24 protein-coding genes and 6 pseudogenes are annotated in these 24,256 nt (G+C 70.8%); 10 read left to right on the top strand and 20 right to left on the bottom strand.

Going from position 1 to position 24,256, the window contains the following annotated elements:
• A partial coding sequence (locus ACIBEC_RS39330; RefSeq protein ID WP_360508824.1) for an IS5 family transposase occupies window positions 1–730 on the top strand: 730 nt, incomplete at its 5' end.
• A gap of 101 nt (window positions 731–831) precedes the next feature.
• Here the strand turns inward: ACIBEC_RS39330 and ACIBEC_RS39325 are convergent.
• The 6 genes and pseudogenes from ACIBEC_RS39325 to ACIBEC_RS39300 all read right to left on the bottom strand — a co-directional run bounded on the left by ACIBEC_RS39325 (window position 832) and on the right by ACIBEC_RS39300 (window position 6,043).
• Window positions 832–1,452, bottom strand: a complete 621-nt coding sequence (locus ACIBEC_RS39325; protein ID WP_360508828.1) for an ISAs1 family transposase — start codon at window positions 1,450–1,452, stop codon at window positions 832–834.
• A 57-nt stretch (window positions 1,453–1,509) separates the two neighbouring features.
• The gene (locus ACIBEC_RS39320) at window positions 1,510–1,857 is read right to left on the bottom strand and encodes a transposase family protein (RefSeq protein ID WP_360508822.1); all 348 of its coding nucleotides are present in this window, start codon (window positions 1,855–1,857) and stop codon (window positions 1,510–1,512) included.
• A 783-nt stretch (window positions 1,858–2,640) separates the two neighbouring features.
• Window positions 2,641–2,784: a hypothetical protein gene (locus ACIBEC_RS39315; RefSeq protein WP_360508820.1), complete on the bottom strand. Its 144-nt coding sequence runs from the start codon at window positions 2,782–2,784 to the stop codon at window positions 2,641–2,643.
• Window positions 2,781–3,446 (bottom strand): recombinase family protein, encoded by a 666-nt coding sequence (locus tag ACIBEC_RS39310; RefSeq protein ID WP_360508818.1) that lies wholly within the window; start codon window positions 3,444–3,446, stop codon window positions 2,781–2,783. The genes ACIBEC_RS39315 and ACIBEC_RS39310 overlap by 4 nt, the downstream gene beginning before the upstream one ends.
• Window positions 3,447–3,554: 108 nt before the next feature.
• Window positions 3,555–4,754: a PLP-dependent aspartate aminotransferase family protein gene (locus ACIBEC_RS39305; protein ID WP_360508816.1), complete on the bottom strand. Its 1,200-nt coding sequence runs from the start codon at window positions 4,752–4,754 to the stop codon at window positions 3,555–3,557.
• Window positions 4,755–4,851: 97 nt separating this feature from the next.
• Window positions 4,852–6,043: pseudogene (locus ACIBEC_RS39300) on the bottom strand (MFS transporter).
• Window positions 6,044–6,097: 54 nt separating this feature from the next.
• Here ACIBEC_RS39300 and ACIBEC_RS39295 point away from each other — a divergent pair.
• Window positions 6,098–6,841, top strand: a complete 744-nt coding sequence (locus ACIBEC_RS39295; RefSeq protein WP_360508814.1) for a helix-turn-helix transcriptional regulator — start codon at window positions 6,098–6,100, stop codon at window positions 6,839–6,841.
• 140 nt (window positions 6,842–6,981) lie between these two features.
• On the opposite strand, the gene ACIBEC_RS39290 is transcribed toward ACIBEC_RS39295, so the two are convergent.
• Window positions 6,982–7,227 (bottom strand): hypothetical protein, encoded by a 246-nt coding sequence (locus tag ACIBEC_RS39290; protein ID WP_396290081.1) that lies wholly within the window; start codon window positions 7,225–7,227, stop codon window positions 6,982–6,984.
• Complete coding sequence (locus ACIBEC_RS39285; protein ID WP_360508811.1) at window positions 7,212–7,418, bottom strand: DUF4158 domain-containing protein; 207 nt, start codon at window positions 7,416–7,418, stop codon at window positions 7,212–7,214. The genes ACIBEC_RS39290 and ACIBEC_RS39285 overlap by 16 nt, the downstream gene beginning before the upstream one ends.
• A gap of 872 nt (window positions 7,419–8,290) precedes the next feature.
• Here ACIBEC_RS39285 and ACIBEC_RS39280 point away from each other — a divergent pair.
• The gene (locus ACIBEC_RS39280; RefSeq protein WP_360508809.1) at window positions 8,291–8,539 is read left to right on the top strand and encodes a peptidoglycan-binding domain-containing protein; all 249 of its coding nucleotides are present in this window, start codon (window positions 8,291–8,293) and stop codon (window positions 8,537–8,539) included.
• Window positions 8,540–8,628: 89 nt separating this feature from the next.
• Here ACIBEC_RS39280 and ACIBEC_RS39275 read toward each other — a convergent pair whose 3' ends face one another.
• Both ACIBEC_RS39275 and ACIBEC_RS39270 read right to left on the bottom strand, forming a co-directional pair.
• Entirely contained in the window at window positions 8,629–9,114 is a 486-nt protein-coding gene (locus tag ACIBEC_RS39275; protein WP_360508807.1) for a hypothetical protein, read from the bottom strand.
• Window positions 9,115–9,236: 122 nt separating this feature from the next.
• A complete protein-coding gene (locus tag ACIBEC_RS39270) occupies window positions 9,237–9,548 on the bottom strand; it encodes an EamA family transporter (protein WP_360508826.1) in 312 nt (103 codons plus the stop codon).
• A gap of 3 nt (window positions 9,549–9,551) precedes the next feature.
• Between ACIBEC_RS39270 and ACIBEC_RS39265 the strand changes: the two are divergent.
• Window positions 9,552–9,659, top strand: a pseudogene (locus ACIBEC_RS39265) (IS630 family transposase); the annotation flags it as partial.
• 60 nt (window positions 9,660–9,719) lie between these two features.
• Here ACIBEC_RS39265 and ACIBEC_RS39260 read toward each other — a convergent pair.
• From ACIBEC_RS39260 to ACIBEC_RS39250, 3 genes and pseudogenes are all read right to left on the bottom strand, one after another.
• A pseudogene (locus ACIBEC_RS39260) lies at window positions 9,720–9,782 on the bottom strand (hypothetical protein); the annotation flags it as partial.
• A gap of 162 nt (window positions 9,783–9,944) precedes the next feature.
• Window positions 9,945–10,454, bottom strand: a pseudogene (locus ACIBEC_RS39255) (transposase); the annotation flags it as partial.
• Between the two features lie 207 nt (window positions 10,455–10,661).
• Complete coding sequence (locus ACIBEC_RS39250) at window positions 10,662–11,900, bottom strand: S53 family peptidase (RefSeq protein ID WP_360508805.1); 1,239 nt, start codon at window positions 11,898–11,900, stop codon at window positions 10,662–10,664.
• Between the two features lie 534 nt (window positions 11,901–12,434).
• Here ACIBEC_RS39250 and ACIBEC_RS39245 point away from each other — a divergent pair.
• Both ACIBEC_RS39245 and ACIBEC_RS39240 read left to right on the top strand, forming a co-directional pair.
• The gene (locus tag ACIBEC_RS39245; protein WP_360508803.1) at window positions 12,435–12,644 is read left to right on the top strand and encodes a hypothetical protein; all 210 of its coding nucleotides are present in this window, start codon (window positions 12,435–12,437) and stop codon (window positions 12,642–12,644) included.
• Window positions 12,645–12,799: 155 nt separating this feature from the next.
• A complete protein-coding gene (locus tag ACIBEC_RS39240) occupies window positions 12,800–13,714 on the top strand; it encodes a hypothetical protein (RefSeq protein ID WP_360508802.1) in 915 nt (304 codons plus the stop codon).
• Here ACIBEC_RS39240 and ACIBEC_RS39235 read toward each other — a convergent pair whose 3' ends face one another.
• Together ACIBEC_RS39235 and ACIBEC_RS39230 are read right to left on the bottom strand one after the other, a co-directional pair.
• Window positions 13,715–14,134, bottom strand: a complete 420-nt coding sequence (locus ACIBEC_RS39235; RefSeq protein ID WP_360508800.1) for a hypothetical protein — start codon at window positions 14,132–14,134, stop codon at window positions 13,715–13,717. It lies immediately after the preceding gene.
• 127 nt (window positions 14,135–14,261) lie between these two features.
• Window positions 14,262–15,134: a hypothetical protein gene (locus ACIBEC_RS39230; RefSeq protein WP_360508799.1), complete on the bottom strand. Its 873-nt coding sequence runs from the start codon at window positions 15,132–15,134 to the stop codon at window positions 14,262–14,264.
• Between the two features lie 332 nt (window positions 15,135–15,466).
• On the opposite strand from ACIBEC_RS39230, the gene ACIBEC_RS39225 reads away from it, so the two are divergent.
• The 3 genes and pseudogenes from ACIBEC_RS39225 (at window position 15,467) to ACIBEC_RS39215 (ending at window position 18,590) form a co-directional block, all read left to right on the top strand.
• On the top strand, window positions 15,467–16,837 hold the full coding sequence (locus ACIBEC_RS39225) for a PQQ-binding-like beta-propeller repeat protein (protein ID WP_360508797.1): 1,371 nt from the start codon (window positions 15,467–15,469) through the stop codon (window positions 16,835–16,837).
• A 431-nt stretch (window positions 16,838–17,268) separates the two neighbouring features.
• Window positions 17,269–17,490, top strand: a pseudogene (locus tag ACIBEC_RS39220) (transposase domain-containing protein); the annotation flags it as partial.
• Between the two features lie 330 nt (window positions 17,491–17,820).
• Window positions 17,821–18,590: pseudogene (locus tag ACIBEC_RS39215) on the top strand (IS5 family transposase).
• A gap of 114 nt (window positions 18,591–18,704) precedes the next feature.
• Here the strand turns inward: ACIBEC_RS39215 and ACIBEC_RS39210 are convergent.
• The 4 genes from ACIBEC_RS39210 to ACIBEC_RS39195 form a co-directional block, all read right to left on the bottom strand.
• A complete protein-coding gene (locus ACIBEC_RS39210; RefSeq protein WP_360508795.1) occupies window positions 18,705–20,006 on the bottom strand; it encodes a transglycosylase family protein in 1,302 nt (433 codons plus the stop codon).
• A 189-nt stretch (window positions 20,007–20,195) separates the two neighbouring features.
• Complete coding sequence (locus ACIBEC_RS39205; protein WP_360508793.1) at window positions 20,196–21,632, bottom strand: CHAP domain-containing protein; 1,437 nt, start codon at window positions 21,630–21,632, stop codon at window positions 20,196–20,198.
• A 335-nt stretch (window positions 21,633–21,967) separates the two neighbouring features.
• Window positions 21,968–22,105 (bottom strand): hypothetical protein, encoded by a 138-nt coding sequence (locus ACIBEC_RS39200; protein ID WP_360508791.1) that lies wholly within the window; start codon window positions 22,103–22,105, stop codon window positions 21,968–21,970.
• A 146-nt stretch (window positions 22,106–22,251) separates the two neighbouring features.
• Window positions 22,252–22,608: a hypothetical protein gene (locus ACIBEC_RS39195; RefSeq protein ID WP_360508789.1), complete on the bottom strand. Its 357-nt coding sequence runs from the start codon at window positions 22,606–22,608 to the stop codon at window positions 22,252–22,254.
• A 162-nt stretch (window positions 22,609–22,770) separates the two neighbouring features.
• Between ACIBEC_RS39195 and ACIBEC_RS39190 the strand changes: the two genes are divergently transcribed.
• Window positions 22,771–23,784, top strand: coding sequence for a LuxR C-terminal-related transcriptional regulator (locus ACIBEC_RS39190; RefSeq protein WP_360508787.1), 1,014 nt, complete (start codon window positions 22,771–22,773; stop codon window positions 23,782–23,784).
• A gap of 290 nt (window positions 23,785–24,074) precedes the next feature.
• Here the strand turns inward: ACIBEC_RS39190 and ACIBEC_RS39185 are convergent, their stop codons facing one another.
• Window positions 24,075–24,251: a hypothetical protein gene (locus tag ACIBEC_RS39185; protein WP_360508784.1), complete on the bottom strand. Its 177-nt coding sequence runs from the start codon at window positions 24,249–24,251 to the stop codon at window positions 24,075–24,077.
• Window positions 24,252–24,256 lie beyond the last annotated feature (5 nt).

The following is a 24,256-nucleotide window of genomic DNA, read 5'->3' as shown; positions in this document are numbered from 1 at the left end:
ACGAATACGAGCAGGCGTACTGGGCGAGCCTGGAGGAAGCCCCGCAGGCCGCTTGATCACACAATCGCGGACTCTACGAAACTCGGGGCAGCTCAACCCGCCCTGGGAAACCGTCTACACCTACTTTGCCCGCTGGCAGAAGGAGGGAGTGTTCGAGCAACTCAACGGCCTGTTGCGCCGCCTGGTCCGCGCCGCAGAAGGCCGCGATCCGGAGCCGACCGCGTGCATCCTCGACTCCCAGAGTGTGAAGACCTCCACGAACGTTCCCGTCGCCGGCCAGGGCGTCGATGTCGGGAAGAAGATCGTGGGCAGGAAACGCAACATCGTCACCGACACCATCGGCCTGCTGCTCGTGGTGCCGGTCACCGCCGCGAGCGTCCAGGACAACGCCGCCGGCAGACAGCTGCTGACCGTGGTCGCAGCCGAGCACCCGACCATCGGCAAGGCCTGGGCCGACATGGGCTACAAGACCGCCGTCGTCGAACACGGCGCCACGCTCGGCATCGACATCGAGATCGTCCGTCGCGACCCCACCACCAGGGGATTCGTCGTCCAGCCCCGACGCTGGGTCGTCGAGCGCACCTTCGGCTGGCTCATGAACCACCGCCGTCTGGCCCGCGACTACGAAACCCTCCCAGCCCGCTCCGAGGCCATGATCCACCTCGCGATGATCAGCCTCATGACCCGCCGACTCACCGGCGAAACCACCCCAACCTGGCGCGGCACCTGAACCCCCAGAGTCAGGGACGAAACGCCCAGTGAGGTAGAGCCGCGGATCCCGCACAGGGCCAGGGGCGTTTCAAAGTCCCGCTGATCTTGTAGACGGGCTGCTCAGGGGATGTCCAACAGGTCCAGCGGCCGGGTGAAGGGGTCGTAGGAGACGTGGCGGAGGCCGGCGGCGATGTTCCGGTGGCCGTGTCGGCGGAGCGTGTTGATCGCCAGGTTGCGCAGGGTGGCCATGTTCTCCGGGCCGTTGCCGGTGCGGACCTTGGAGGCGTCTTCGGCGAAGGCGGTATCGCGGACGAAGTGCAGCCGGTTCTCGATCCCCCAGTGAGAACGGGCGAGATGGCCGATGCGCTGGGGTGACGCCTGCTGGTGGGTCAGGTCGGTGAGCGCGTAGACGGTCTGCCGGGTCAGCTTCCCGGTCTTGCGGTTGGTGCGGTAGCGGGTGATCTTCGCGGCCTGCACGGCGTGCGGGAAGTCCAGTCCCAGATCGGTGACGGTCAGGGCCCGGACGACGCGGGTCTCGCGACGTCCGTGTCCGGTGCCGCGCTGGTAGTGGCGGGCGGTCACCTGCGTCCAGGGCAGCGAGCGCAGTTGCTGGAACAGCCCGGGCTGGTTGGCCTTGACCACCAGCAGGTAGTGCGCCTTCTTCTTCTTCCGCTCGACCAGGAACCGGGCATGCGCGCGCTGGGTGTGCAGCGCATCGGCGGTGACCACGACCCCGGTCAGGTCGAACGGGGCCAGCAGCGCGGCGAAGCAGGTGATCTCGTTGGTGCGGTCGGGTACTCACAGTTGGGCGACGGCCTGCCCGGTGCCGGTCATCGCCGCCAGCAGGTGCGCGGCCGGACTGTCGCCGTGGCGCGAGCCCCGGGCGGACTTGCCGTCCACGGCGAGGGTGTCCTTCCCGGCGGGGTCGGTCCCGGTGAGCTCGGCCAGCCCGCCCGGGCAAACGAGCGCGACGACGCGTCGGATCGTGGCCGCGCTCGGCGCCAGCCGGATGCCCAGCGCGCCGACCACCCGCGCGCCAAGCCGGGCCAGGGTGTGCTGCGGCGCGGACGCGGCCCACTGCCCGATCGCCGCGTACGACTTCGCGCCCGCAAGCACCGCGCTGGCCGCGATCAGCAGCGCACCCACGAATGGGTGACGCCGACCGCGGCGACAGCGGGGATCTGGCAGCAAGCTCAGCCGCTCCACCAGGCCCATATTCGCGTCGAGTCGACGAACGGGCGGCTTGACGATGCAGACACTGGCAGACTGACGGCACATCGAAGCTCCGGCGGGTCAGGGCGACTTGGCAAGGTCACCCCGTTCAACCGGAGCTTCGTTGCGTCAGTGACGGGTCCGCCCGGAGCCCTCGCATCGCTGTGGCCTGCCGCTTACGTGATCACCAGGACTCTTAAGTACCCCTGGGACGCTCCCGACTCCGGCGCAGCTGCGGCTTCCGACTCCACCTCAACGCCCCCGACCTCTGACCGATCGGGATGCGAGAGGCTTCCGCCGGCTGCTACTCGCCGAACTCCTCGATCTCCGGACCGCCGTGCCGGGCCGGGATGGCCTTCACCTCGTTGATGGTCCGCGCGTCACCCAGCACCGAGCCACCGCGCGTGACGCGTATACGGGTCACCCCCGGGCCGGACTCCCGCGACGCCTGGTTCTCTTGAACGACCTGGATGCGCCATTCACTGCACACTCTCCTGATCTTCATGGTCGAGCATCATACGGTCGCCTCAATCGGCGCTTGCACGACAGGTGTCAGTGTCAGTGACGATCCCTTCAACCGGCCGCTGGACCTCCCCTGACCAGCCCGTCTACGTGATCACGAAAGTTTGAAACACCCCTGGGGAGCCTGGCGCTACAGTTCGCGCAGTACCGCACGCGGGCCATGTCTCCAGGGTCGCGCGCCGCCCGGCCGCGTGCTCAGAAGCAGAGTTCGGTCTCGGACTCGTCCGGCTCCTGGTCGCTGTCCTCGTCGGTCCAAGCGCCGAACGGGCCGGGCAGGCCGGGTTCCTCGGCGCCGAGTTGGAGGGCGCCGCCCTTGAGCCGGTGCTCGCCGGGGATCACCGGGCGCCGCCGTCGAGCTGGGCGGGGATGCGGCTGGTGCGGAGCTCGCGCAGGTCGGGGATGTGGTTGTACAGCGTCCCGGGGCTGATCTTGAGGAGCTTGGCGATCGCGGTGATCGACAGGTCGGGGTTGGGCAGCATGTCGCGGGCGGCCTTGATGATGTCCGGGTTGACCGAAGGGCGGCCGCCGACCTTGCCGCGGGCGCGGGCGGCGGCCAGGCCCTCGCGGGTGCCGGAGACGATGAGCTCGCGAATGAACTCGGCGAGGGCGGCGAAGACGTGGAAGACGAGCCGGCCGCCGGGGGTGGTGGTGTCCAGACGCTCGTGCATCGAGGTGAAGCCGATCTCCCGGCGGCGGAGTTCGCTGACCATGTTGATGAGGTCCTGGAGGGAGCGGCCGTAGCGGTCGAGGGCGGGGACCACCAGGGTGTCGCCGCGCTGGAGGAAGGCGTGGCACGCCTGCAGTTCCGGGCGGTCGTCGTCCTTGCCGGACTTCTTGTCGGCGAAGATCCTCCGGCAGCCGGCCTGGTTGAGTGCGTCGATCTGGCGGTCGAGCTTCTGTCCGCCGGTGGACACCCGTGCGTATCCGATGCGGATCTCGGTCCGGACGGCCGGTTCGGCGACCAGGAGTTCGAACTGGTCGGGTTCAAGTGGCGTGCTCACGCCCGGAATCCTCTCAGAAAAGGGTGGTCGGAGGTTCTTGAACCACCCAGGTTCTTGAAGGAGTTTTTGAAGGCCCTGGGGGTCTTTTCGATCTTGAAGCGGCGATCTTCAGCAAACGTTGGTTTCTTGAAGGTTGCTGCCGGTGTCTCCATCGCCTTGTACGGCGGCAAGGGCTGAGGCCAGGTCGTCGCAGAGGTCTTGGGAGCTTTCCAACCCGATGTGGAAACGGACCAGTCGGGGCGCGTCCGCCGGGGCGGCGAGGGCCCGCAGGTGGTGGGGCACGGCGGGCATGACCAGGCTCTCGAACCCGCCCCAGCTCGTGCCGAGGCCGAACAGGGAGAGACCGTCTATGAACCGGGTGAACGCCTCTTCGCTGCATGGGGTCAGCTCGATAGTGAACGGACCTGCCGCACCGGAGAACTGCGAGTGCCACAGCTTGTAGCCGGGATCGGTGGCGAGGGCGGGAAAGAGGACGCGCTGGACAGAGGGCTGTGTCTGCAGCCACCGGGCGACGGCGAGAGCTGAGCGTTGGTGGCGTTCCATGCGAACGGCGAGTGTGCGCAGCCCGCGCAGTGTCAGCCAGCAGGTGTCCGGGGCGGCATGGGTGCCGCTGCGGTCGCAGTACGCACGAACGCCGGCCAGGGCGTCGAGCGTTCCGGTGATGAGTCCAAGCAGCAGATCGGAGTGGCCGTTGATGAACTTGGTCGCGGCATGGATGGAGATATCGATCCCGAGCGCGTGCGCGTCGAGGAAGATCGGTGTTCCCCAGGTGGCGTCGCAGGCGACAGGGATTCCTCGATCGTGCGCCGCCGCGCAGATGGCGGGTACGTCCCACATCTCCATCGTCAGTGACGCGGGGGTCTCGACGAACACGAGGCTCGTGGTGTCGCGCAGCAGGGCCGATACGTCGGCGTCGTGGGCGAAGTACTCCACGTCGGTTCCGGACGGGATCAGCTCGTTGTCGCAGAAGACCCGGGTGGGCCCGTACACGCCCGTGCTCACCAGGATGTGGCGCCCGAGACCGGCGTGTGCGGCGAGCACGGCGGTGATCGCCGCCAGCCCGCTGCTGGTCGCGATGCACGTCTCGGTGTTCGCGACCTGGGCCATGGCGCGTTGTAGTTCGAACGTCGTCGACGTGCCTGATCTGCCGTAACGCGGACCGTCGAAGACCAGCGCGCCCTGCGCCTGCTTGTAGGCGTCGAACGAGTCGAACACCGTCGTCGACGTGCGCACCAGTGGAGGGCTCACCGAATGTGCGGCGGCCGCGGTCTGCCGTGCGGCGTGAATCAGAAGGGTCTCGGTATCCATCAGATCGTCCTTTGGTGATCAATGACGTGGCAGTTGTAGAACTGACGTGGCGTTGGCGCAGGTTCGGCGGTGCGATCCCCGCAGCAGGCGTCCCACCTCAGCCGATCTGCTGGATGGACGCAGGTGCGGCGTCCGTGTCGTCGGCCTTCGGCTGCGGCGCAGCCCCGAGGTGAGGCGCGGTGGGTCCGGGCAGGTTACGGAAGAACAGCCGGCTCAGCAGGGGCATCAGGACGAGCGGCGCCAGGGCGGTCTGAAGGGAGGTGGCGTCGGCGAGGCTGCGATGACGGGGCTGGCCAGGCGGCCGATGCTGACGGTCATGCCGAGGGTGATCCCGCTGGCGGTGCCGACCCGGGAGGGCCTGCCCGAGCGTGACCTGCAGCGAGAAGGGGAGGTACAGGCTGGCCGAGGTCAGTGCCACGAACAGGTAGATGGCCGGGCCCGGGACCCACACCACGCCCGCGATGGCCGCGGCCGTGATCAGGTACGACCAGCGCGAGACCGTCACCCGGTCCCAGCGACTCGCCAGGTTTCCGCCCAGCACCGGGCCGATCGCACTGCCGAGGTAGAGCACGGTCAGGGCCGCGGCGCCGGCGGTCGTGCTGCCGCCCAGGCGCTGGCGGACGTACAGCGATGAAGGTGCTCAGACCGACGAATGCGATCGACCGGAAGACCACGGCCAGTGACAGCTTCACGAAGGAGGCGACGTCGTCGCTTCCGGCCGTCTCCGTCGGACCGTCTCCGTCGACCTGCTTCTGCTGCAGGGCGCGCACCACGGGCAGGCACAGCGCGGCGCCCGCGAGGGCCAGCAGCACCAGCAGCGGGGTCCAGCGCAGCCCTCCGGTGGCCACCACGACGGTGACCATGAGCGGGGCCAGTGCGAAGCCGATGTTGCCGCCGGTGGAGAACCAGCCCATGGCCCGGTGACTGCCCTGGCTGGCGATGCGGGCGGATTCCGGGTGGTAGGCGACCACGCCGATACCCGAGATCGCGACGAACACGAGCGTGAGCGTGGACGAGCCGCTCAGTCCGCTCAAGGCGATGCCGACACCGCCGAGCAGCGTGCTGACCGGCAGCAGCCAGGGCATGGCCCAGCGGTCGGTGAGCGCGGCGAACACCGGCTGCGCCACCGAGGACAGCAGCGAGGCGGCCAGCACGATGCCCGAGGCGACCGCGTAGGAGTAGGTGCGCTCGGCGATGAAGAACGACACCAGGGCCGCCACAGAGCCCTGGTAGATGTCGACGCAGGAATGCCCGACGGACAGCAGAGTGATTGATGTATTCCTTCGCACCCCACCATGGTCCGGACCCACCCTCGTGTCGCACTTCCGATAAACTGCCTAATGATGACGAAAATCCGCCATGCGCCGGTCGCTCCGACGCGCACCCAGCGGCTAGCGCCCGGCGGCGCGATCGACGCCCATCGGCACGACGAGCACCAGATCGTCTATGCCGGCCAGGGAGTGCTGGCCGTCACAACCAGCGCGGGCTCCTGGGTTGCCCCGGACACCCGCGCTATCTGGGTACCCGCCGGCATCGTCCATGCCCACCAGGCCCACGGGGAACTCGAACTGCATCTGGTGGGGCTGCCCGTGACCGACAACCCGCTCAGCCTGGATGCCCCGACGGTGCTCACCGTAGGCCCGCTGCTGCGTGAACTGATCATCGCCTACACCCACACCCCCGACGACGACAGTCCGGAACGGACTCGGTTACGCGCGGTCCTGCTCGACCAGCTGAGGGCCTCCCCCCAGGAGCCGCTGCACCTGCCCACACCGGTCACGCCCTTGCTGCGTGCGCTGTGCGATCTCCTGCTGGCCGATCCGGCCGACCCCCGCACGCTGGCCGAGCTGGGCCGCCAGGTCGGTGCGAGTGATCGCACTCTGTCCCGGCTGTTCCGCAGCGACCTCGGCATGACCTTCCCCCAGTGGCGCACCCAGTTGCGGCTTCAGCGCGCGCTGGTCCTGCTGGCCGAGAAGGTGCCGGTGACCGCGGTGGCACACCGGTGCGGCTGGTCGTCGGCCAGCGCGTTCATCGACGTCTTCCGGCGCACCTTCGGCCACACCCCGGGCTCCCATCCGACAGGCTGACCGACGAGTCGGCCGGCTCGTGGATGAGCGGGGCCGCCCTTCAGCATTGACGCTACGGCTGCTCGTCGCCTTGGCCGTACGGCCGCAGCCACTCCGCCAGGTCGATCTCGTGCACCGCGCGGCCCTGGGCGCCCGGCGTCCTACTCAGGCGCCCCCGCAGCTGGGCGACCAGGGCGCAGGTCGGCCGGGTTGTTCTTCGACGCCGCCTCGATCCGCATCGTCTCCTCGGCCACCTTCCGGGCGGCCGGCCCGTCGTAGCGCATCCCGCACCGCTCGCGGACCATGCTCCGATGGCTCTTGGCCGTCCGCTGCGAGCTGTAGACCGGCAGAACGTCCTCCGGCAGCTCCATCGCCCAGCGCACGAACTCCATCACCTGGTCCGGCACGGCTTCGGGAAGCAGCCCATCCGCTGATACGACTTCAGCGCCAGCAGCAGTGCGAGCTGGTACTCATCCGAGTCCGTCACCCCCTTCGCCCAGGCCCGCTCCTCCTCAGACGGCGTGAAGAACACATGCAGCTCACGCGCGGTGATCAGCCGCTTGAACCGCGGATACGCGGTCCTCTCGATCGAAGTCATCCCACCCCACCCGGTGTCCAGCCCCTACCGGACGCGCCGTACGCGCCCGCGCGGGATCCTCTCGGGCACCCAGCCCTGGGATGATCAGAACCACGGAATCCGGGACAACGCCGGGCCCCGGTGATAAAGCCGCAACAGGCACTCAGGGATTCAAGATCATCCCACTGCCCCTTTTGGGCTCACCTTGGCTGGACCTCTGCGTCGACCGCCTCGTCCAGGTCGGCGAGACCACCCAGCTCACCGACCCGGTCCCTCTCGACCTCGACCCGGCGCGGCTGCGCCGGTAGACCCCGCACGCCACAGCGATGGCCGGACGCCTCCGACGAGGTGTCCGGCCATCCGCGTTCGGGCGACCGTCCGGGCTTCCCCTCCCCGAGGCGGGTAGGTCCGCGTAGCGTGACCGACCGCTCGCACATACAGCGGCCGTAGATCGTTCCCCGGGCCGTTCCCAGGAGTTCACCGAATGAAAGACAGCAGTCACCGGGCGTACGGTTCCTGTCGGCCGCCGTACGCGGTTTTTCGGGATTCGACGCTCAACTCCCCGACGGAAGCAGGCGGGCGCCCTCAATCCCTGGTGCCGACGCACCGGGCCCGACCCGGCGTGATCTTGCTCGCCGCCTCGATCTCCTCCTAAGATCAACTTCGCTTGGCCGGGCCACCGCACACGGGTGTGCCCGCAGTTCATCTAGGGGGATTTCTTGAAGCGCCAACTCGCGGCCTTCGGAGCAGCGGCAGCCACTGTCGCCGGGCTCATCACTTTCGCTCCCGCCGCCTCCGCGGCGGACGGCTACTGCAGCACGGCCGTCTCGGCCCCGTACGGGAGCGGTCGTTCGCTGATTCCCAGCACGAGCGGCGGTTCGACCTCGTGCCTCATGGAGAACGGCTCCAGCGGGGACGACGTGGTGCAGCTCCAGCGGAGCCTCGCTGAGTGCAACAGCATCAGCGTGGGCCCGTGGGGCGCGGACGGCCAGTACGGCGGTGACACGGAGAGCGCCGTCCGGACGTTCCAGCAGGGGCACAACCTGTCCCCGGACGGTATCTACGGTCCGGCCACGCGCAGCGCCATGCTGTGGAACGTGTACGACTATGTCGGCAACTGGACCGGCTGCCGTCACCTGTAGGACGGCCCGGGCACGGTTCGTACGAACGCCCGGCCGGGGTTTCCCGGCCGGGCGTTCTGCGTGCCCCCGCCCCGACGGCTCAGGAGGGCTCAGAGCGTCACCGTCCAGTCCGGAGCGGCGGCGTCGCGGTCCGGGCGGGCGGCGACGTGGCCGGGCTGGGCCTCCGTCAGGTAGAGGTCGTTGCCGTTGAGGCCGGACTCGGACTTGATCCGGGCGTGCGCGCCGGGGGTGACGGTCCAGGCCGCCTCGCTGGTGCGGCACTGGCCCAGGCGGGCGTTCCGGAAGTCGCCGACGGTCACGCAGCCGGCGAAGCCGCCGTCCGGGTCCTGGGCGGCGAGGTTGGTGGTCGTGCCCTCCGGCCGTAGCTCCCAGCGCTGCCCGGCGACCGGCCCGCACACTTCGAGGCTCACCTGGCTGGTCCCGTCGGCGTGGTGCAGGCAGGTCCGGGTGCGGACGTTGCGCAGGGTGTAGACGGGCCGCGCCGCGCGGGCGGTGGTGGCCGGGGCGGCGAGCGGGAGCAGCAGGGTGGCGACGGCGGCTGTGATCGCCGCCCCGCCGTGGGGACGAACGGGCATGCAGCGGCTTCCAGCTGGACGGGGAGGCGGGCCCTCGTGCGGAACTTCGTGCCAGGAGAACGCGGAAACCGCCCGGTGATGGGCGGTTTGCCGACGCCTTCCCCCGAAAGTGTTCCTGTCCGTCACTCGGCCGCAGCGGCCACCGGCACCGCAAGAGGCGCCGGCGTCGCGGGCTTGCGCCGCAGCAGCATGGTGGCGCCGAGCACCGCCGCCGTGCCCGCGACGACCGTCCACCCGAGCGGCTCGCCCAGCACCGCGCCGCCGAGGAGCACGGCGACGACGGTCATCAGGTAGACGACGGTGGCCGAGGCGGCCGGACCGTCCTTGGTGATGATGATCGTGTTGAGCAGCACGGCGAACCCGGTGCACACCACCCCCAGCACCACCAGCGCGATCATCTCCCGGGCGAAGGCGTGGACGGCGGGCAGGCCCAGGAACCCCACCTGACCACCAAGCGGTGCCAGCGGGTCGGAACTTGGGCCGAGGCGAACAACGTGGAGATCGCCTACGCCCCGACCAACAGCTCCTGGCTCAACCGGATCGAGGTATCGCGGCGGCACGTCCCGCCAGGCCACCCCGGTCCGGAACTTCCACACGATCCCATTCAGCACCGTCCGGTCGTCCAGCCGCGGACGACCTGTGCCGGGCCTGGGAAGCAGCGGCTGCACCAGGTCCCACTCGACATCGGAGAGCTCATGACGACGTATCACCGCACCATGATCCACTATCCAAGATCACTTTGACGACACTGCCTAGCAGGCTGCCTGACGGCGCACCGCGCTCTGCGTCATCGATGGCAGATCGCAAGGTGAATCCACATCGGGTCAGGCTCATCGGATGCGGGGGCTTCGAGGCCGGGTGTCCCAGCGGTAGAGGGTCCAAGCCCGTCGGATTAGGCAGCGGACGGTGATGATGACGCTGGCCAGGGCGATGAAGAACTCGACGATGGTTTTTCGTCGCTCGGTGCAGCGGCGGAGCTTGCCGAAGTTGTTCATCCAGGAGTTCGTGCGTTCGACCACCCAACGCCCGCCGGCCTGGATCGGGGTCTTCGCGCCGCGCTCGGCGATCTTGCCGATCATTCGCCGGGCGTTGAGATCCTGGTGGACCACGCTGTAGTCGTAGCCGGCGTCCAGACGCAGACGCGGGTGCTCTGGCAGCGGCCCCAGAGCTGCTTCCAGGGCGGCGAAACGGTCGAGGGTCGCGGGCAGCAAGGTGTGATCGCGAGTGTTCGCCGGTGCCGGGTCGGTGACAAGCGGTATGCCGTAGCCGTCCGTCAACTGCGATCTTTTCATGCCGAATTTGGCCCGATCAACGGGGCTCTTGCCAGCGCACACTCCGCCGGTTGAGCTCGGGATGTCCACACAACACCCGATGATCAGCGGTGGCCGTCCATGCCGGCGGCCCCACCCACAACACCGCGATCACCACTGGAATGCCGGCCATATCGGCGTGTCCGTTGCCACGGAGGACCAGGCAGCTGAGGCGGGCTGCAGGTGTCACGCCTGATACCTGCAACCCGCCTCACCTGGCCGTCGACGTCTCCCGGCTCAGCTGCCCGATCCGATGGTGCCGTGCCACGCGTGCCAGGGGTCTCCCAGTCCGTCGACGCCGTCGGGGGTGCCGATGCCGGTGGGGGCGTCGTATCCCGGCATCGCGGGGAAGCCGTCAGCAGCGCCGGTGGTGATGTCGAAGAAGTCCCGCGGGCGGGCGTAGGGGTAGGAGTTGGGGAACGTGCCGGGAGCGGGGTTGCCGGCCAGGGCGTACATCCCGGCGACCAGCGGGGTGGCGACGCTGGTGCCGCCCGCGACCACCCAGCCGGTGGAACCGTCGGGGATGGGGGATGTGGTGTACACCGCCACGCCGGTGGCGATGTCCGCGACCGCGGAGACGTCGGCGGTGGTGCGGCTGTTGGGGCAGATGGTGTCGTGCTGGAAGGCTGGCTTGGGTTCGAAGAGGGAGCAGCCGCATCCGGTACCGTTCCAGGCGCTTTCGACGAAGCCGCGCCGGTTGTTCGCCCGGGGCAGTGTGGTGCCGCCCACAGCGGTGACATAGGGCGATGCGGCGGGATAGTTCACTACGCCTCCGGTGTCGCCCGAGGCGAAGGCGAAGGCGATGCCGGGGTGGTTGAAGTGGAAGTCGAAGGCGCCTTCGAACGAGGCCTCGGAATGGCCCCAGCTGTTGGAGATGAACTTCGCGCCCTGGGCGACGGCCTGGTCGACCCCGATGAACAGGTCGCCGATGGCGGCGCTGACGGCCTCGACGACCAGGATGTGGCAGTCCGGGCAGGAGGCGCTCACCATGTCCACGTCGAGGGCCTCCTCGAACGACCATTCCGGGACGACGGTGGTCGGCAGGGTGCTGCCGCCGTCCTGGTTGATCACGCGCAGGCAGCCGCTGGCGGTGGTGCACGGGGGGAGGTGGAACTGGCGGCGGTAGACGGCCAGGTCGCTCTCCAGGTTGGGGTGGTGGTTGGCGACGGTGATCGCCACCGTCCGGCCCCTGCCGTGCTGGCCGAAGAGGTTGTAGGCGCGGTTGAGGTCGCGGGGGCTGTACCCGGGCGGATTCTGGTTCGGCGGCACGGACGCGAGCGGTGGCAGGTCGGTGCGGACCCAGGCGTTGCAGGACGCCTGGAGAGGATCGGATGAGTGATGGCAGACGGGCACGCCGGTCGGCGGACGGTGGCCGACGGGCGAGCCGTGGGCCTGAGCGGCCGCCGGCATGACGGCCAGGCCCACCAGGGCGAGGGCTGTGGCCAGCAGTGATCGGATCGGGCGGACACCGCGCATGACACTCCTCCGGGGCCGGACGGCGTCCCCTTCCGCTCGGGCAGGCTCGCGCCGCCGGACACTCGGGTCTGCGGCCTCACCCGTCCCGTCGCGGCGTCACCACCGGTCCGCGCCACCCGTCACGGCAACCCGCCGCACGGCCCAATGTCGGCGCGTGAACACCGCAGCAGCCCGAGCGCCACCTGACGATCCGCCGGACGGCGTACCGAATCCACCCGTCCAGCAGAATGCACCCCGCGACACATACGACGACAATCCCGCCAACAAGCCCACCCGACCCCCACAACCACCAACAGGTCACACCCGGCGGCCCCTCGCCTGGTAGAGCTTGGCGTGCAGCACGCGGTCCTCCCGCCACGGATCGTCCGGAGTGGAGACCCGGGCGGCCACCAGCTCGCGCTTGGTCGGGGACCGGCAGCATCAGTGGGCCCAAGTCCTTTGCGGCGCGGGCCTGTACGCACTCGGGGCACTCCAGCCGGTCCGGCCCGGCCTTCTCCAGCAGCTCCAGCACCGACCCCTCCTTCCCCCCGATCGATGGACTGCACGAGGCTGACAGCCCGGCGCTGCGCGCCCGGGAGGCGGGAGATCGGTGAACGGAGCGAGGCGGCGCTGGAGAGCGAAGCAGTGGAGCGGTCGGGCGCCGCGCTCCTCGCGGGCGCCGTCGCGGGCGCCGTCGCGGGCACCCACCGGGCGGCGCTGCGCGAGCTGCGGCGCCGAATCATGGCAGGGGAGCCGCCGGCGTAGGTGCGGGACGCCGTCGCCGTGGCGGTGTCGGCCGGGTTCGACCTTCTCTGCCATAGCCTGCACGGCTCGCGATCGCCAGCTGCCTTTACTGCTCCCACTCATGACATTCCGTCAACTATGATCGCGGTCGGTCGAACGCGGCTACGATGTCGACGGTGAGCTTGAAGCTGTACCAGAGCTGGGCAGAGGTCCACCGGGACCGGGCGCTGTTGGCCTGGCTGGGCCTGGCGGGGGCCGAACCCGCACGCTACGTCGCCCCGGAGGTGGTGGTCCGGCAGGCCGGGATCCCGTGGGACGTGCTGGAGGCCCTGATCGACGGGGGCTATGCGGAACGGGTGCCCGCCGATCCCCGCATGCACGTGGCCACCGTCCCGTGTCGGCTCAGCATCGTCGGATTCCGGGCCGCCCAGCAGTTGCGGACCCTGTCGCAGGACCGGGGCGCGCGGTGGACGTACGCCGAGGAGGTGATGTTCCGCTGGGTGGACCGCGAGTCGGCGGTAGGGGGTTGGGCCGTTCCGAAGGGCTACTCCACCAACCCGGCCTCCTGGTTCTGCGGCACCGAACTGAGCCGCGACGAGCGGGCCATGGCCGTGGAGGCCCTGATCGGCTACGGCTTCGTGATCTTCGACCCCCGCATCACAGGGAGCCGCCTCTCGCCCGAGGGCCGGCTGCTCGCCCGATCCGGAAAGACTGTGAGGGAGTACATGGCAGAGCAGAAGCAGCCCGGCGCCGTGAACTACACCGTGGGCAACGTGACCATCGGCAACGTGGGCGGCTCCGTCACCCTCGGCAACAACAACTACACGGGCGGCACCAGCGCCGAAACGTCGGACCTCGCCGCACTGCTGGCCGAACTGCGCAGCATCGCCGACTCGCTGCCCGCGCGGGAGGCCGAGGAGATGCGGGGTTACGCGAGCGACCTGGAGGGGGTCGGCGAGGACCACGGTCGGGCTGCGCGGGTCTGGGGCGGCATCCGGCACTTCTTCGGCACGCTGGCCGCTACGGTGACGCCCGACCGGCTCGGCACGGCGATCGACCTGGGGGAGCGGCTCTACCGGCAGCTGGGGTGATCAGCGCCGGACGGCGTCCTGGGCGGTGGCGAGGTTGCGGGCGGCCAGTTGGGCGAGCTGCCGGTCGCCCACCGCGCGGAAGAGGGCGACGGCCCCAGTGAAGGCGTCGACCGCCTCCTCGTACCGGTGCTCGTCGTACCGGGCCTTGCCGAGGCAGTTCAGCACCCCGGCCTCGTGGTGGCGGTCGCCGGCGCGGCGGAGGTCGGCGATCGTGTTGGTCATGGTCGCGAGCAACTCGGCGGCGTGGCGGCGGAAGCTGAGGTACGGCACGACGGCGAACGCGAGGTCGACGCGGGCCGGGGCGGCGGCGAGGAGGACGGCGACGATCCGCAGCGCGAGCGGGAGCCCGGCGCAGTTGTCCCAGCTGCCGGCGGCGTGGGCCTGGCAGGGCGCTGCGGTCTTCTTCTTCGTCGTCGTCATGGCGCCACCTTGGCCCGGGCCAGCTGTGGACAGCGGGGCCGCCGACGAAGCAGCGCGGCCCAGCCGGAGGGTGACCGGCTGGGCCGCGCGTGGTGAAAGGGCAGCGGGCTGTGGGCCCGAGGGTCCGTCAGAACTGGCTGCGGCGGGCCTTGGAGCGGACGGGCTGGGCCTGGTCGGTGCCGCGCAGCGCGAGGGCCGCGGTGCGGGTGCGCTCCAGCCAGCTCATGACCTGGCGCAGCGTGGCGGGGTCGAGGTGGCGGGTGAGGTCGCGGACGGCCTGGTGGTCGTCGTCGGTGAGCGTGTGGAGGCCGGCGCGGTCGAGGGCAGTGTAGAGGGGCTGGGCGGCGGTGCCGGCGAGGCTGCGGTGGGCGGCGTCGGTGGTCTGGCGGGCCTGGTGGGCGGCCTCGCGGGCGCATTCGGCGACGTCCTGGCGGTGGCGCTCGCGGCGCAGCGCGTGCTGGAGGGCGGTGTCGTGGTCGGGGTCGTAGCGCTCGGCCCGGGTCTCGGCGGTGTGGTCGCGCACGCGCTGCCACTCGGCGCAGGTGTCGGCCGCGGTGGCGTGGGCGGCTTCGTCTCCGGCGTCGGCGTGCCGGTCGGCGGCGCGCTCGTCGTCCCGGGCCGGGTGCAGGGCCTGCTGGAGGTTCTCCAGGGTCATCCCGGCCGCCTGGCGGCGGACCCTGCTGCGGACGGTGCCGAGCAGCCCGTGCTCCTGGTCGTCGGGCTCGTCCTCGCTCTCTTCGGCGAACGGGTCGTGCTGGTCGGTCTTGGCGGGGTGCTGGGCGAGGGCGGCGGGCAGCGTCGCGCCGGCCTGCCACGCCGCGGTGTGCACGACGGGCTCCGGTACGGCGAGGCCTTGGCGGGTGCTGCGGACGATCCGGCCGTCGACCAGGGCCGCCCAGCCGTTCAGGCCGTCGACGTCCTTCTCGACCCAGCCCCGGGCCAGGTCGGCGCCGTGGTGGAGGGTGCGGATGCCGTCGTGGCCGCTCCAGCGCAGCCACATCGTGCCGCGTACCGGCGGGGAGTCGAGGATCGGTCGGCCCAGGTCGCGGTCGGCGGGTGCGGGCCGGCTGCTGCGTGGGGCCAGCTCCAGCCGTTCGGGCGCGGCGGCGCGGGCCGGGTCGGGGCGGGGCGGGTGGTGTCGGCGCGCGGTGCCTCCGAAAGTCGGCCGTCCTCGGCGACGACCAGGTCGTCGAAGCGGACGCGGTAGGCGCCGGTGCGCTCGCTCGGGTGATGGACTCAGCAGGGCTGCGGAATGCGAGCCGAACCAGGGACACGCCCTCGGACAGGTGACATATCCCCACGACCGGCGCGCGGGCCGGGCACTGTCGGACCATGCCCCGCCTGCCCGCCCTCGTCGCGCTGCTGGCCCTGCTCCCGGGCTGCGCGCCCGGCGAACACCCCGGGCCGGTGGTCCCCACCGTGCTGGTCCCGTCCGGCACCGCCGGTACTCCCACCCAACTGCGCGACGGCGACTGGCCGATGTACCACCGCGACCCGCTGCACACCGGCGTCGCCCCCGGCGTACCGCCGGTCGGCCTGCTGAGAGGGGCCTGGTCGGCCCGGCTGGACGGCGCGGTGTACGGCCAGCCGCTGGTGGTCGGCGACCGGGTGCTGGCGGCCACCCAGAACAACACCGTGTACGCCCTCGCCCTGGCGACCGGCGCGGTGCTGTGGAGCCGTCACCTGGGCGAGCCCGCCCGGTCCGCCGAGCTGCCGTGCGGCAACATCGACCCGCTCGGCATCACCGGCACCCCGGTGTACGACCCCGCCACCGGCCTGCTGCTCGCCGTCGCCGAAATCACCGGCGGCCGGCACCTGCTCGCCGGGCTGGACACGGCGACCGGCGAGCTGCGGCTCCAGCGGGAGGTCGAGCCGCCGCGCGGCGACCCGATCGCCCACCAGCAGCGCTCGGCCCTCGCGCTGTGGCAAGGCCGGGTGGTGATCGCGTACGGCGGTCTGTTCGGCGACTGCGGCAACTATGTCGGCAGCGTGCTGTCGGTCCCCGTCACGGGTGGCGGACCGATCCTGTCCTACGCCGTGCCGACCACCCGCCAGGGCGGCAGCTGGGCCTCCGGCGGACCGGTGGTGGACGGGGAGCAGCTGTACGTCTCGGTGGGCAACGGCGCGGCCACCGGCGGCCCCTACGACGGTTCCGACTCGGTGCTCGCGCTCTCCCCGCGGCTGGAGCGCACCGACTTCTTCGCCCCCGCCGACTGGGCCGCCGACAACGCCGACGACCTCGACCTCGGCGCGCTCGCCCCGGTGAGGGTCGGCCGCTTCGTGGTCGCCGTCGGCAAGCGCGGCACGGCCTATGCCTTGGATGCCGAGCACCTCGGCGGTGTCGGCGGCCGGCTCGCCGAGGCCCCGCTCTGCTCGGCGTACGGCGGCGCGGCCGTGGCCGGCAGCACAGTGTACGTCCCGTGCGACACCGCGCTCGCCCAGCTCACCGTCGCCGACGACGGCTCGCTGCACTCCGGCTGGCGGGTACCCCTGGGCGCAACCGGCTCGCCGGTCATCGGCGGCGGCGCGGTCTGGGTCGCCGACTACGGGCGCGGGCGGCTCTACGCCCTAGATCCAGCCACCGGCCGGATCCTCCAGCAGACCGCCACCGACCCGCTCCCGCACTTCGCCTCCCCGGTGCTGACCGGCAGCCGGATCCTGCTCGGCACCACCACCGGCGTCACGGCCTTCGACGGAGCCTGACGCACCCACCGCCGGCCAGCACGCCGCCGCCCAGCTCCTGTAGATCGACCAGGCGCAGCTGCCGATCCCGGCCGCCGCCGAGCTGACCGCCCAGCGCCACCAGGTGCCAGCGACTCAGCTGAAGGCCGCCATGACCGCCCATCCCGCCTTCACCCGCTACCCCGGCGGCCTGTTCACCATCGGCCGACCCGCCATCCGCCCCGCAGCGGCTCAGGCCTGAGATGCCGTTCCGAGCCGGGCGGGCTGGGGACGGCGTCCGACGTGCGGACTGCACAGCGGCCTCATCATTCTGGTGAGGCCGCTGGGTTATGCCCGGGCTAGGCCCAATACCGGTGACTTTGGTGTGGTCTGTTCGTTGAGTGGGTTGTGCCAAGGCCTGGACAGGTGAAGTCGCCGGCGAGTGACCGGCTCTCGGACCGGATCGCGTTGGGGTGCTGACGCGTGCGTTCCTGCCTGAGTTGATCGATGAGGTGGTCGCCGCGTGCGGCCGGACCGAACAGCGGCACCGGCTGCTGCCGGCGCGGGTGGTGGTCTACTTCGTGCTGGCGATGTGCCTGTTCTTCGGGCAGGGCTATGAGGAGGTGGCCCGGCTCCTGGTCCAGGGGCTGGAGCGGGAGGGCCGGTGGGCGAGGGCCTGGCGGGTGCCGACGACGGCGGCCATCGGCCGGGCCCGTCTGAGGCTGGGGCCCGAGCCGCTTCGGGCCCTGTTCGCGAGGGTCTGCCGACCGGTGGCGGTCCGGGAGACGGAAGGCGCCTGGTACCGGAACCGGCGTCTGGTGGCGGTGCCCGCTGGCAGGTGCCAGGACTGTCTGCGTCTGGTGACGCTTGGGGCTCTGGTGACGGGAGGGCCGCCGATACACAAATGCCCGCCGGAACTGTGCGCTTCCTCCTGCCTCATCCCTGGAAGCCGGACCTGGGAGTGTCTGTCCATCGGAAGTCGCGAGGCCTGGGCAGCGTGGCGATTCCGCAGTATGCCGTTCATCATGACGGACCGTCGACCGTATCCGGGCGACCTGTCAGATGCCCGTTGGGCTCTGGTCGAACCAACCCTGACCGCCTGGCGTCGAGCCCGTACCGAACGTGCCCTCGCGTTTGGCCGACCGCCCGAGCACGAGCTGCGCGACCTCCTCGATGCGATCCTCTACGTCGACCGCACCGGCATCCCCTGGCGCTACCTCCCACACGACTACCCGCCCTGGGAAACCGTCTACACCTACTTTGCCCGCTGGCAGAAGGAGGGAGTGTTCGAGCAACTCAACGGCCTGTTGCGCCGCCTGGTCCGCGCCGCAGAAGGCCGCGATCCGGAGCCGACCGCGTGCATCCTCGACTCCCAGAGTGTGAAGACCTCCACGAACGTTCCCGTCGCCGGCCAGGGCGTCGATGTCGGGAAGAAGATCGTGGGCAGGAAACGCAACATCGTCACCGACACCATCGGCCTGCTGCTCGTGGTGCCGGTCACCGCCGCGAGCGTCCAGGACAACGCCGCCGGCAGACAGCTGCTGACCGTGGTCGCAGCCGAGCACCCGACCATCGGCAAGGCCTGGGCCGACATGGGCTACAAGACCGCCGTCGTCGAACACGGCGCCACGCTCGGCATCGACATCGAGATCGTCCGTCGCGACCCCACCACCAGGGGATTCGTCGTCCAGCCCCGACGCTGGGTCGTCGAGCGGCCATGATCCACCTCGTGATGATCAGCCTCATGACCCGCCGACTCACCGGCGAAACCACCCCCACCTGGCGCGGCACCTGAACCCCCAGAGTCAGGGACGAAACGCCCAGTCAGCTCCCGGGGCGGGCGCCTCTGGCGCCGGCGCACCCCCAGAAGCGCATCAGCGTGATGCCCAGCTCCCGGGCCTCTGAGGTGTCAGAGGGTCCCGGTGATGCTGGCCGCGTAGTGGTTGCCGTAGACGTCGGTCAGGTTGATCGGGGTTGCGTTCTGCCAGCTGCCATCGGTGTGGCGGATCGCGTGCAGGATGCGGTTGTCCGTCGTGATGAAGGTGGCCTGGAGCTCGCCGGCGATTGTCGCGGCGCTCACTGACGTCGTGGTGAACGAGCCCGCCACCGGGGCCAGGTCGCTCAGGGGCAACCACTGGCCGCTGGCGAGCCGGGCGCCGTGGTACTGCTTCGTGCCGCCGTTCGACGCGATGACGATCTGCACGTCGGCACCGGTCCCGGTCATCGCGACGTCGGTCGCGGCGCCCGCGTCTCCGGCCATCGAGTACACGTCGCCCCAGGCGCTCCACGTGCCGTCGGCGGCTCGGACCGAGTGGTACACGCGTCCGCCGGCAACGGCCACCACCTGCAGCTGTCCGTTCACGGAGGCCTCGGACGCGCTGGTCACCGTCGCGGGCAGCGAACCGGCCTGGGACTGGACGTCGGCGAACGCGGTCCAGGTCCCGTCCGCGTGCCGCACGGTGTGGAACAGCCGTCCGCTCGCGACCGCCAGCACGTTCAGCTCCGAACCGACCGATACGGCCGACACTTTGGTCACGGAACTCAGGGAGCCGGCCTGGCAGCTGACGTCGCCGAAGGCGCCCCACTGGCCGTCGGCGAATCGGACGGCATGGTAGATGTCGCCGTTGCCGCCGACCGCCACCACGTGCGTGTCGCCATTGATCCCGGCGTCGGCGAGCGAGCCGACGGGGCCGATGTCCCCGCTCTGGGCGGCGACGTTGGCGAAGCCCGACCAGTTGCCGGACGCGTCGCGGGTCGCGTGGAAGATGGCGCCGCCTCCGTTTACCAGGACCTGTGCCTTCCAGCTCGGCGCGGGGGCCGGGGTGGGTGCGGGGTAGGGGTCCGTGCGGTCGGTGGCGAGGCCGGTGCCTGGCGCGCACACCGGCCAGGCGCCGGCGCCCTGGTCGGCGAGGAGCTTCTCGGCGATGAGGATCTGCTGCTGCTTGGTCGCCAGGTCCGGGCGGGCGGCGTAGTTGAGGCCGCCGTAGTGACGCCAGTTGTCGAGGCTGATCTGGAGCCCGCCGTAGTAGAGCCGGTTGGCGCTGACGATGCTCCAGTTGCCGCTGCTCTCGCACGCCGCGACCTTGTCCCAGGTGGACACCGAGGCGGCCGAGGCCTCCGTCGTCACGAGCAGCGGGGCGCAGAGCGCCGTCAGTACGACAGCGGCGGACATCCGGCGGAGGAGGGGGGCCTTGAGAGCGCGTGCGGGCATGGGTGGGCTCCTGGGATTCTGCGGTGGTGGACGCACTGGGTGAGCGGCTGGTCCGGGCGCCTGGCGTCGAGAAGGGTGGCCGGGAGGACCGGGAGGTGTTGCCGGTCAATGACTGTGGTGGCGGCGAGGGCGACCGCCCGGCCCCTGGGGCGGGACCGGGCGGTCGGGTGGTGGATCGCCGGCGATCCGTTACTTGGCGAGGGTCTCCAGGTGCATGTCGCCGTTGGGCATGCCGGTGGCGGAGATGGCGTTGACGTGGCCGCCACCGTCGGCGAGCGCGGCGCCCTGCCAGGTGCCGTCGGCGTGGCGGACGTTGTCGTAGACCGAGCCGCCGGTGAGCGTCACCAGGTGCATGTCGCCGTTGGGCAGGGCCGCGACGGAGACGGCGCCGACCCCACCGCCGTTGTCGGCGACCGCGGCGCCCTGCCAGGTGCCGTTGGCGAACCGGACGTTGTCGTAGACCGATCCGCTGTTGAGGGTTTCGACGTGCATGTCGCCGTTGGGCATGCCGACGGCGGCGACGGAGGAGACGTAGCCTCCGTCGTCGAAGACCTGGGCGCCCTGCCAGGTGCCGTCGGCGTGGCGGACGTTGTCGTACACCGAGCCGCCGGTGAGCGTCACCAGGTGCATGTCACCGTTGGGCAGCGCCGCGACGGAGATCGCGCCCACCGACCCGCCGCCGTCGGCGACCTTGGCGCCCTGCCAGGTGCCGTTGGCGAACCGGACGTTGTCGTACACCACGCCGCCGGACAGGGTCTCGACGTGCATGTCGCCGTTGGGCATGCCGACCGCGGCGATCTGGTCGATGTGGCCGCCGCCGTCGGCGAGCGCGGCGCCCTGCCAGGTGCCGTTGGCGAAACGGACGTTGTCGTACACCGAGCCGTTGACGAGGGTGAGGACGTGGGTGTCGCCGTTGGGCAGCGAAGCGGTGGCCACCTGGGAGACGTCGGCGCCGCCGTCGGCGAGCGCGGCACCCTGCCAGGTGCCGCTGGCGAACCGGACGTTGTCGTACACGTGGTTGCCCGGAGGCAGGGCGGGAGCCGGGGCGTCGCTCGCGCCGGAGTCGTTTCCGCCGCGCGGCGAGACGTAGCCGCTGATGCGCTGGCCGCCCCAGCTGTAGCCGACCGCCGAGCTGTGGGTGGACTGCTGGACGATGGAGGTCGCGGACCAGTTGCCGCTCACACCGTGCTCGTTGCCGCCGATGGTGGTGACGGTGCCGTTGCCGACGGCCGTCACGAGGGCGACGTGGTCGGCGTAGTCGTAGCCGTTGTAGTTGAACAGGAGTGCGTCGCCGACATGCGGGGTGCTGTGCAGCCCGCCGTTGTAGCGGCCGAAGCTGCCGGCGCCCCGGGTGAGGCCGTTCACGTCGACACCGTTCTGGGCCCAGACCCACTTGGCGAAGTCCGCGCACCAGGCCTCGGGGCCCCCGGTGCAGCTGGTGTAGTAGCCCTTTCCTCCTGCGCTGTTGGTCGAGCAGGCCTTGTCGCCGAGGTTCGCCTGCGCGGTGGCAGCGATGGAGCTCCCGACGCTGGCGGAGGCCGGCGAGGCGCCCAGAGCGAGGCTGATGGGCAGGAAGGCGGCGGCGGTGCTCAGCGCGGCGGCACGGCGAATGGCGGTCTTGGACATGACATGACTCCAGAAGTCTGCGAGCAGGAAGAAAGAAATCAGGTGATGGAGTGCCGGTGACAGACCGGCGAGAAGCTTTCGGCGAGCGCGCTGCGTGCCCGCGGGTCGTCCGCGAGAACTGGCCGCTGAACCCGTCGGCCTCCGGTCCTCGTGCGGCGGCCGCCACACGTGGTGGCGTGCGCATCGCGACTCGGGGCCCCGGTCACGAACAGGGGCGGGCCGGAGGCGGGAAGAGCGTGGCGTGGGTCGTGGTGTGCGCCAGGCCGGTCAAGGAGGGCCGGGCGGCTGCCCTGCAGGAGCAGCCGGTCGGCGGGATGGTGCGGCCCGGCGCGAGGTCAGCCCCAGATCATGTTGTCGGCCTGAGCGGTGATGACCGGCTGGGCAGAAGCCGCCTGGGCGGCTACGCCGGGGACCAGGACGGCGAGGGCGAGGGCGGCGACCGCGGCGGCCTTGGCGGTGAAGGTGCGGAGCATGAGGTGTCCTCTTCGGGTGCGACGGGGATGGTGTGGGCTTCCGGTGTGGGCGTCCCGCGGTGACGCTCTCTCCGGTTGTCGTCCGGGCGGTGTCCCCTTCCGACAACCACTAGCTTCGTCGCTGGTCAGAGCGGGTGGAAGGGTTCTCAGCTGGACGGAAGCGTCCCTGGACCGTTCCGGCCAGGACCGGCCGGGGCGGACAGCAGGCGCTCGTAGAACGGCGTGACGAGCGGTGCGGCGGCCTTCATCGCCTTCCACCCGGCGAACTCGGGCACGGCCACCAGCGCGCGGCGGCAGAACTCGGAGGCCCGGTGCTCCGCCGAAGCAAGGGACTCGGCGAGCACGTAGACACCCAGCACCGGGTCCGGGACGGCATCCGGATGGACGACGACGTGCTCGACCCGGTCCTCGGGGCGCACGGCGGCCCACAGGAGTTCGCGGGCATCACCGGGAAGCGGACGGCCGGGCGGAACCGGCTGCAAGGCGGCGTGGACGAGGTACATGGACCGAGCGTGCCGAACTGGGCAATTGGCGTGAAGGGGATAGCCCGGGACGGTTGGGTCCATGGCCGGAACCGTCCACGGGGCCGATGACCGCGATCCTCCCGGATGTGGAATGATCGCGTGCGTTCGAACGCAGGTTCTTCACGGGGGGTGGGGCAGGGCATGCTTACAGCGCTGGGGCTGGACAAGGTCTCGGAAGCGGTCTACCGCGCGATGCTCGCCCACCCGCAGGAGGGCGTCCACGCCCTCGGCGCACGCCTGTCCCTGCCCGAGCAGCAGATCAGGCAGGCCCTGGACACCCTCAGCGAACTGGCCCTGCTGCGCCCCTCCGCGGACCGCGAGGGCGAACTGCGGGCCGTCTCCCCCGAGATCGGGATGGAGATCCTGATGGCCCGCCAGCAGGCCGAACTCGCCGCACAGCAGCTGCGGATCGAAGCCTCCCGGGCCGCGGCGGCGCAACTCATCTCCGAGTACGCCGACCTCCGGCCGGCTGGGAACCACCCCGACGTCGAGCAGCTCACCGGCCTCGACCGGATCCGCGACCGGCTCGCCGGGCTCACCCGGGAGGTGCGCGAGGAAGTCATGACCTTCGCGCCCGACGGCGGGCAGAAGCCCGAGAACATCGAGGCCGCCAAGCCCCTGGACCTGGACCTGCTGGGGCGCGGCATCCGGATGCGGACCGTCTACCTGGACAGTGTCCGCAACAGCCCGCACACCGTCGAGTACGTCAACTGGCTGGCCACCCACGGCGGCCAGGTCCGCACCGCGCCCGCGCTCCCCACCCGGATGATCGTGGTCGACCGGACCACGGCCGTCATCCCGGTCCACAGCGACGACACCGCGGCCGGCGCCGTCGTGCTCACCGGCCAGGGGATGCTGACCGCACTGTGCGCCCTGTTCGAGACCGTCTGGGCCAGCGCCCAGCCGCTCGGCGCCACCGCCCGGCCCGACGAACACGGACTCACCGCCCAGGAGCGGACCGCCCTGACCCTGCTGGCCGACGGCCACACCGACGACGCCATCGCCAAGCGCCTCGGCGTCTCACCCCGCACCGCGCGCCGTATCGCCACCGACCTCATGGAACGCCTCGACGCCCGCAGCCGCTTCCAGGCCGGCGTGCGCGCCGCCCAAGCCGGCTGGCTCCCGTCCCCGGCCAGGCAGGCATCAGACCGCTGACCACCGGCCCCCGACGAACAACCGGCCGCCCCTGCGCGCAGAACGGGCTGTCAGAATTTCCGGCCGTCTTGGTTGGCCCTGAGCGCTGCGGCGAAATCGTCCAGGACTTCGGCGACTTCGTCATAGTCAGAGCGCAGCCGCTGGCACTGGGATTCCAGCGTGTGGCCGAAGAGCGGCGGGGCAAGAACCGAGTACACGTCGACTTCGCGGCCGCGCCCGGCACGGGCCTGGAGGGGCAGGTGGATGGGACGGCAGGCACGGATCCCCCGGTGATCATGAAGCGTAGAGAACTAGTTGTTCGGGGCGGCGTCGCGGTGGCAGACAACCGGGGAGCGGCCTGCCAGTTCGCTCCCGCGCGTCGCGTCGTGCATCGAACGCAGAAGCCTGCCAGCCGCGGCCACCTGTTCGTCTGTCCACAGCTTGAAGCGCATGGGGACCTCGCCGGGAAGATAACTGAGGATATCCATCCCGT

It is taken from the genome of Kitasatospora sp. NPDC051164, from assembly GCF_044455625.1.
Taxonomy (GTDB): domain Bacteria; phylum Actinomycetota; class Actinomycetes; order Streptomycetales; family Streptomycetaceae; genus Kitasatospora.
Note: the sequence above shows the minus strand (reverse complement) of the source record. Positions and strands in the feature narration are given on the sequence as shown.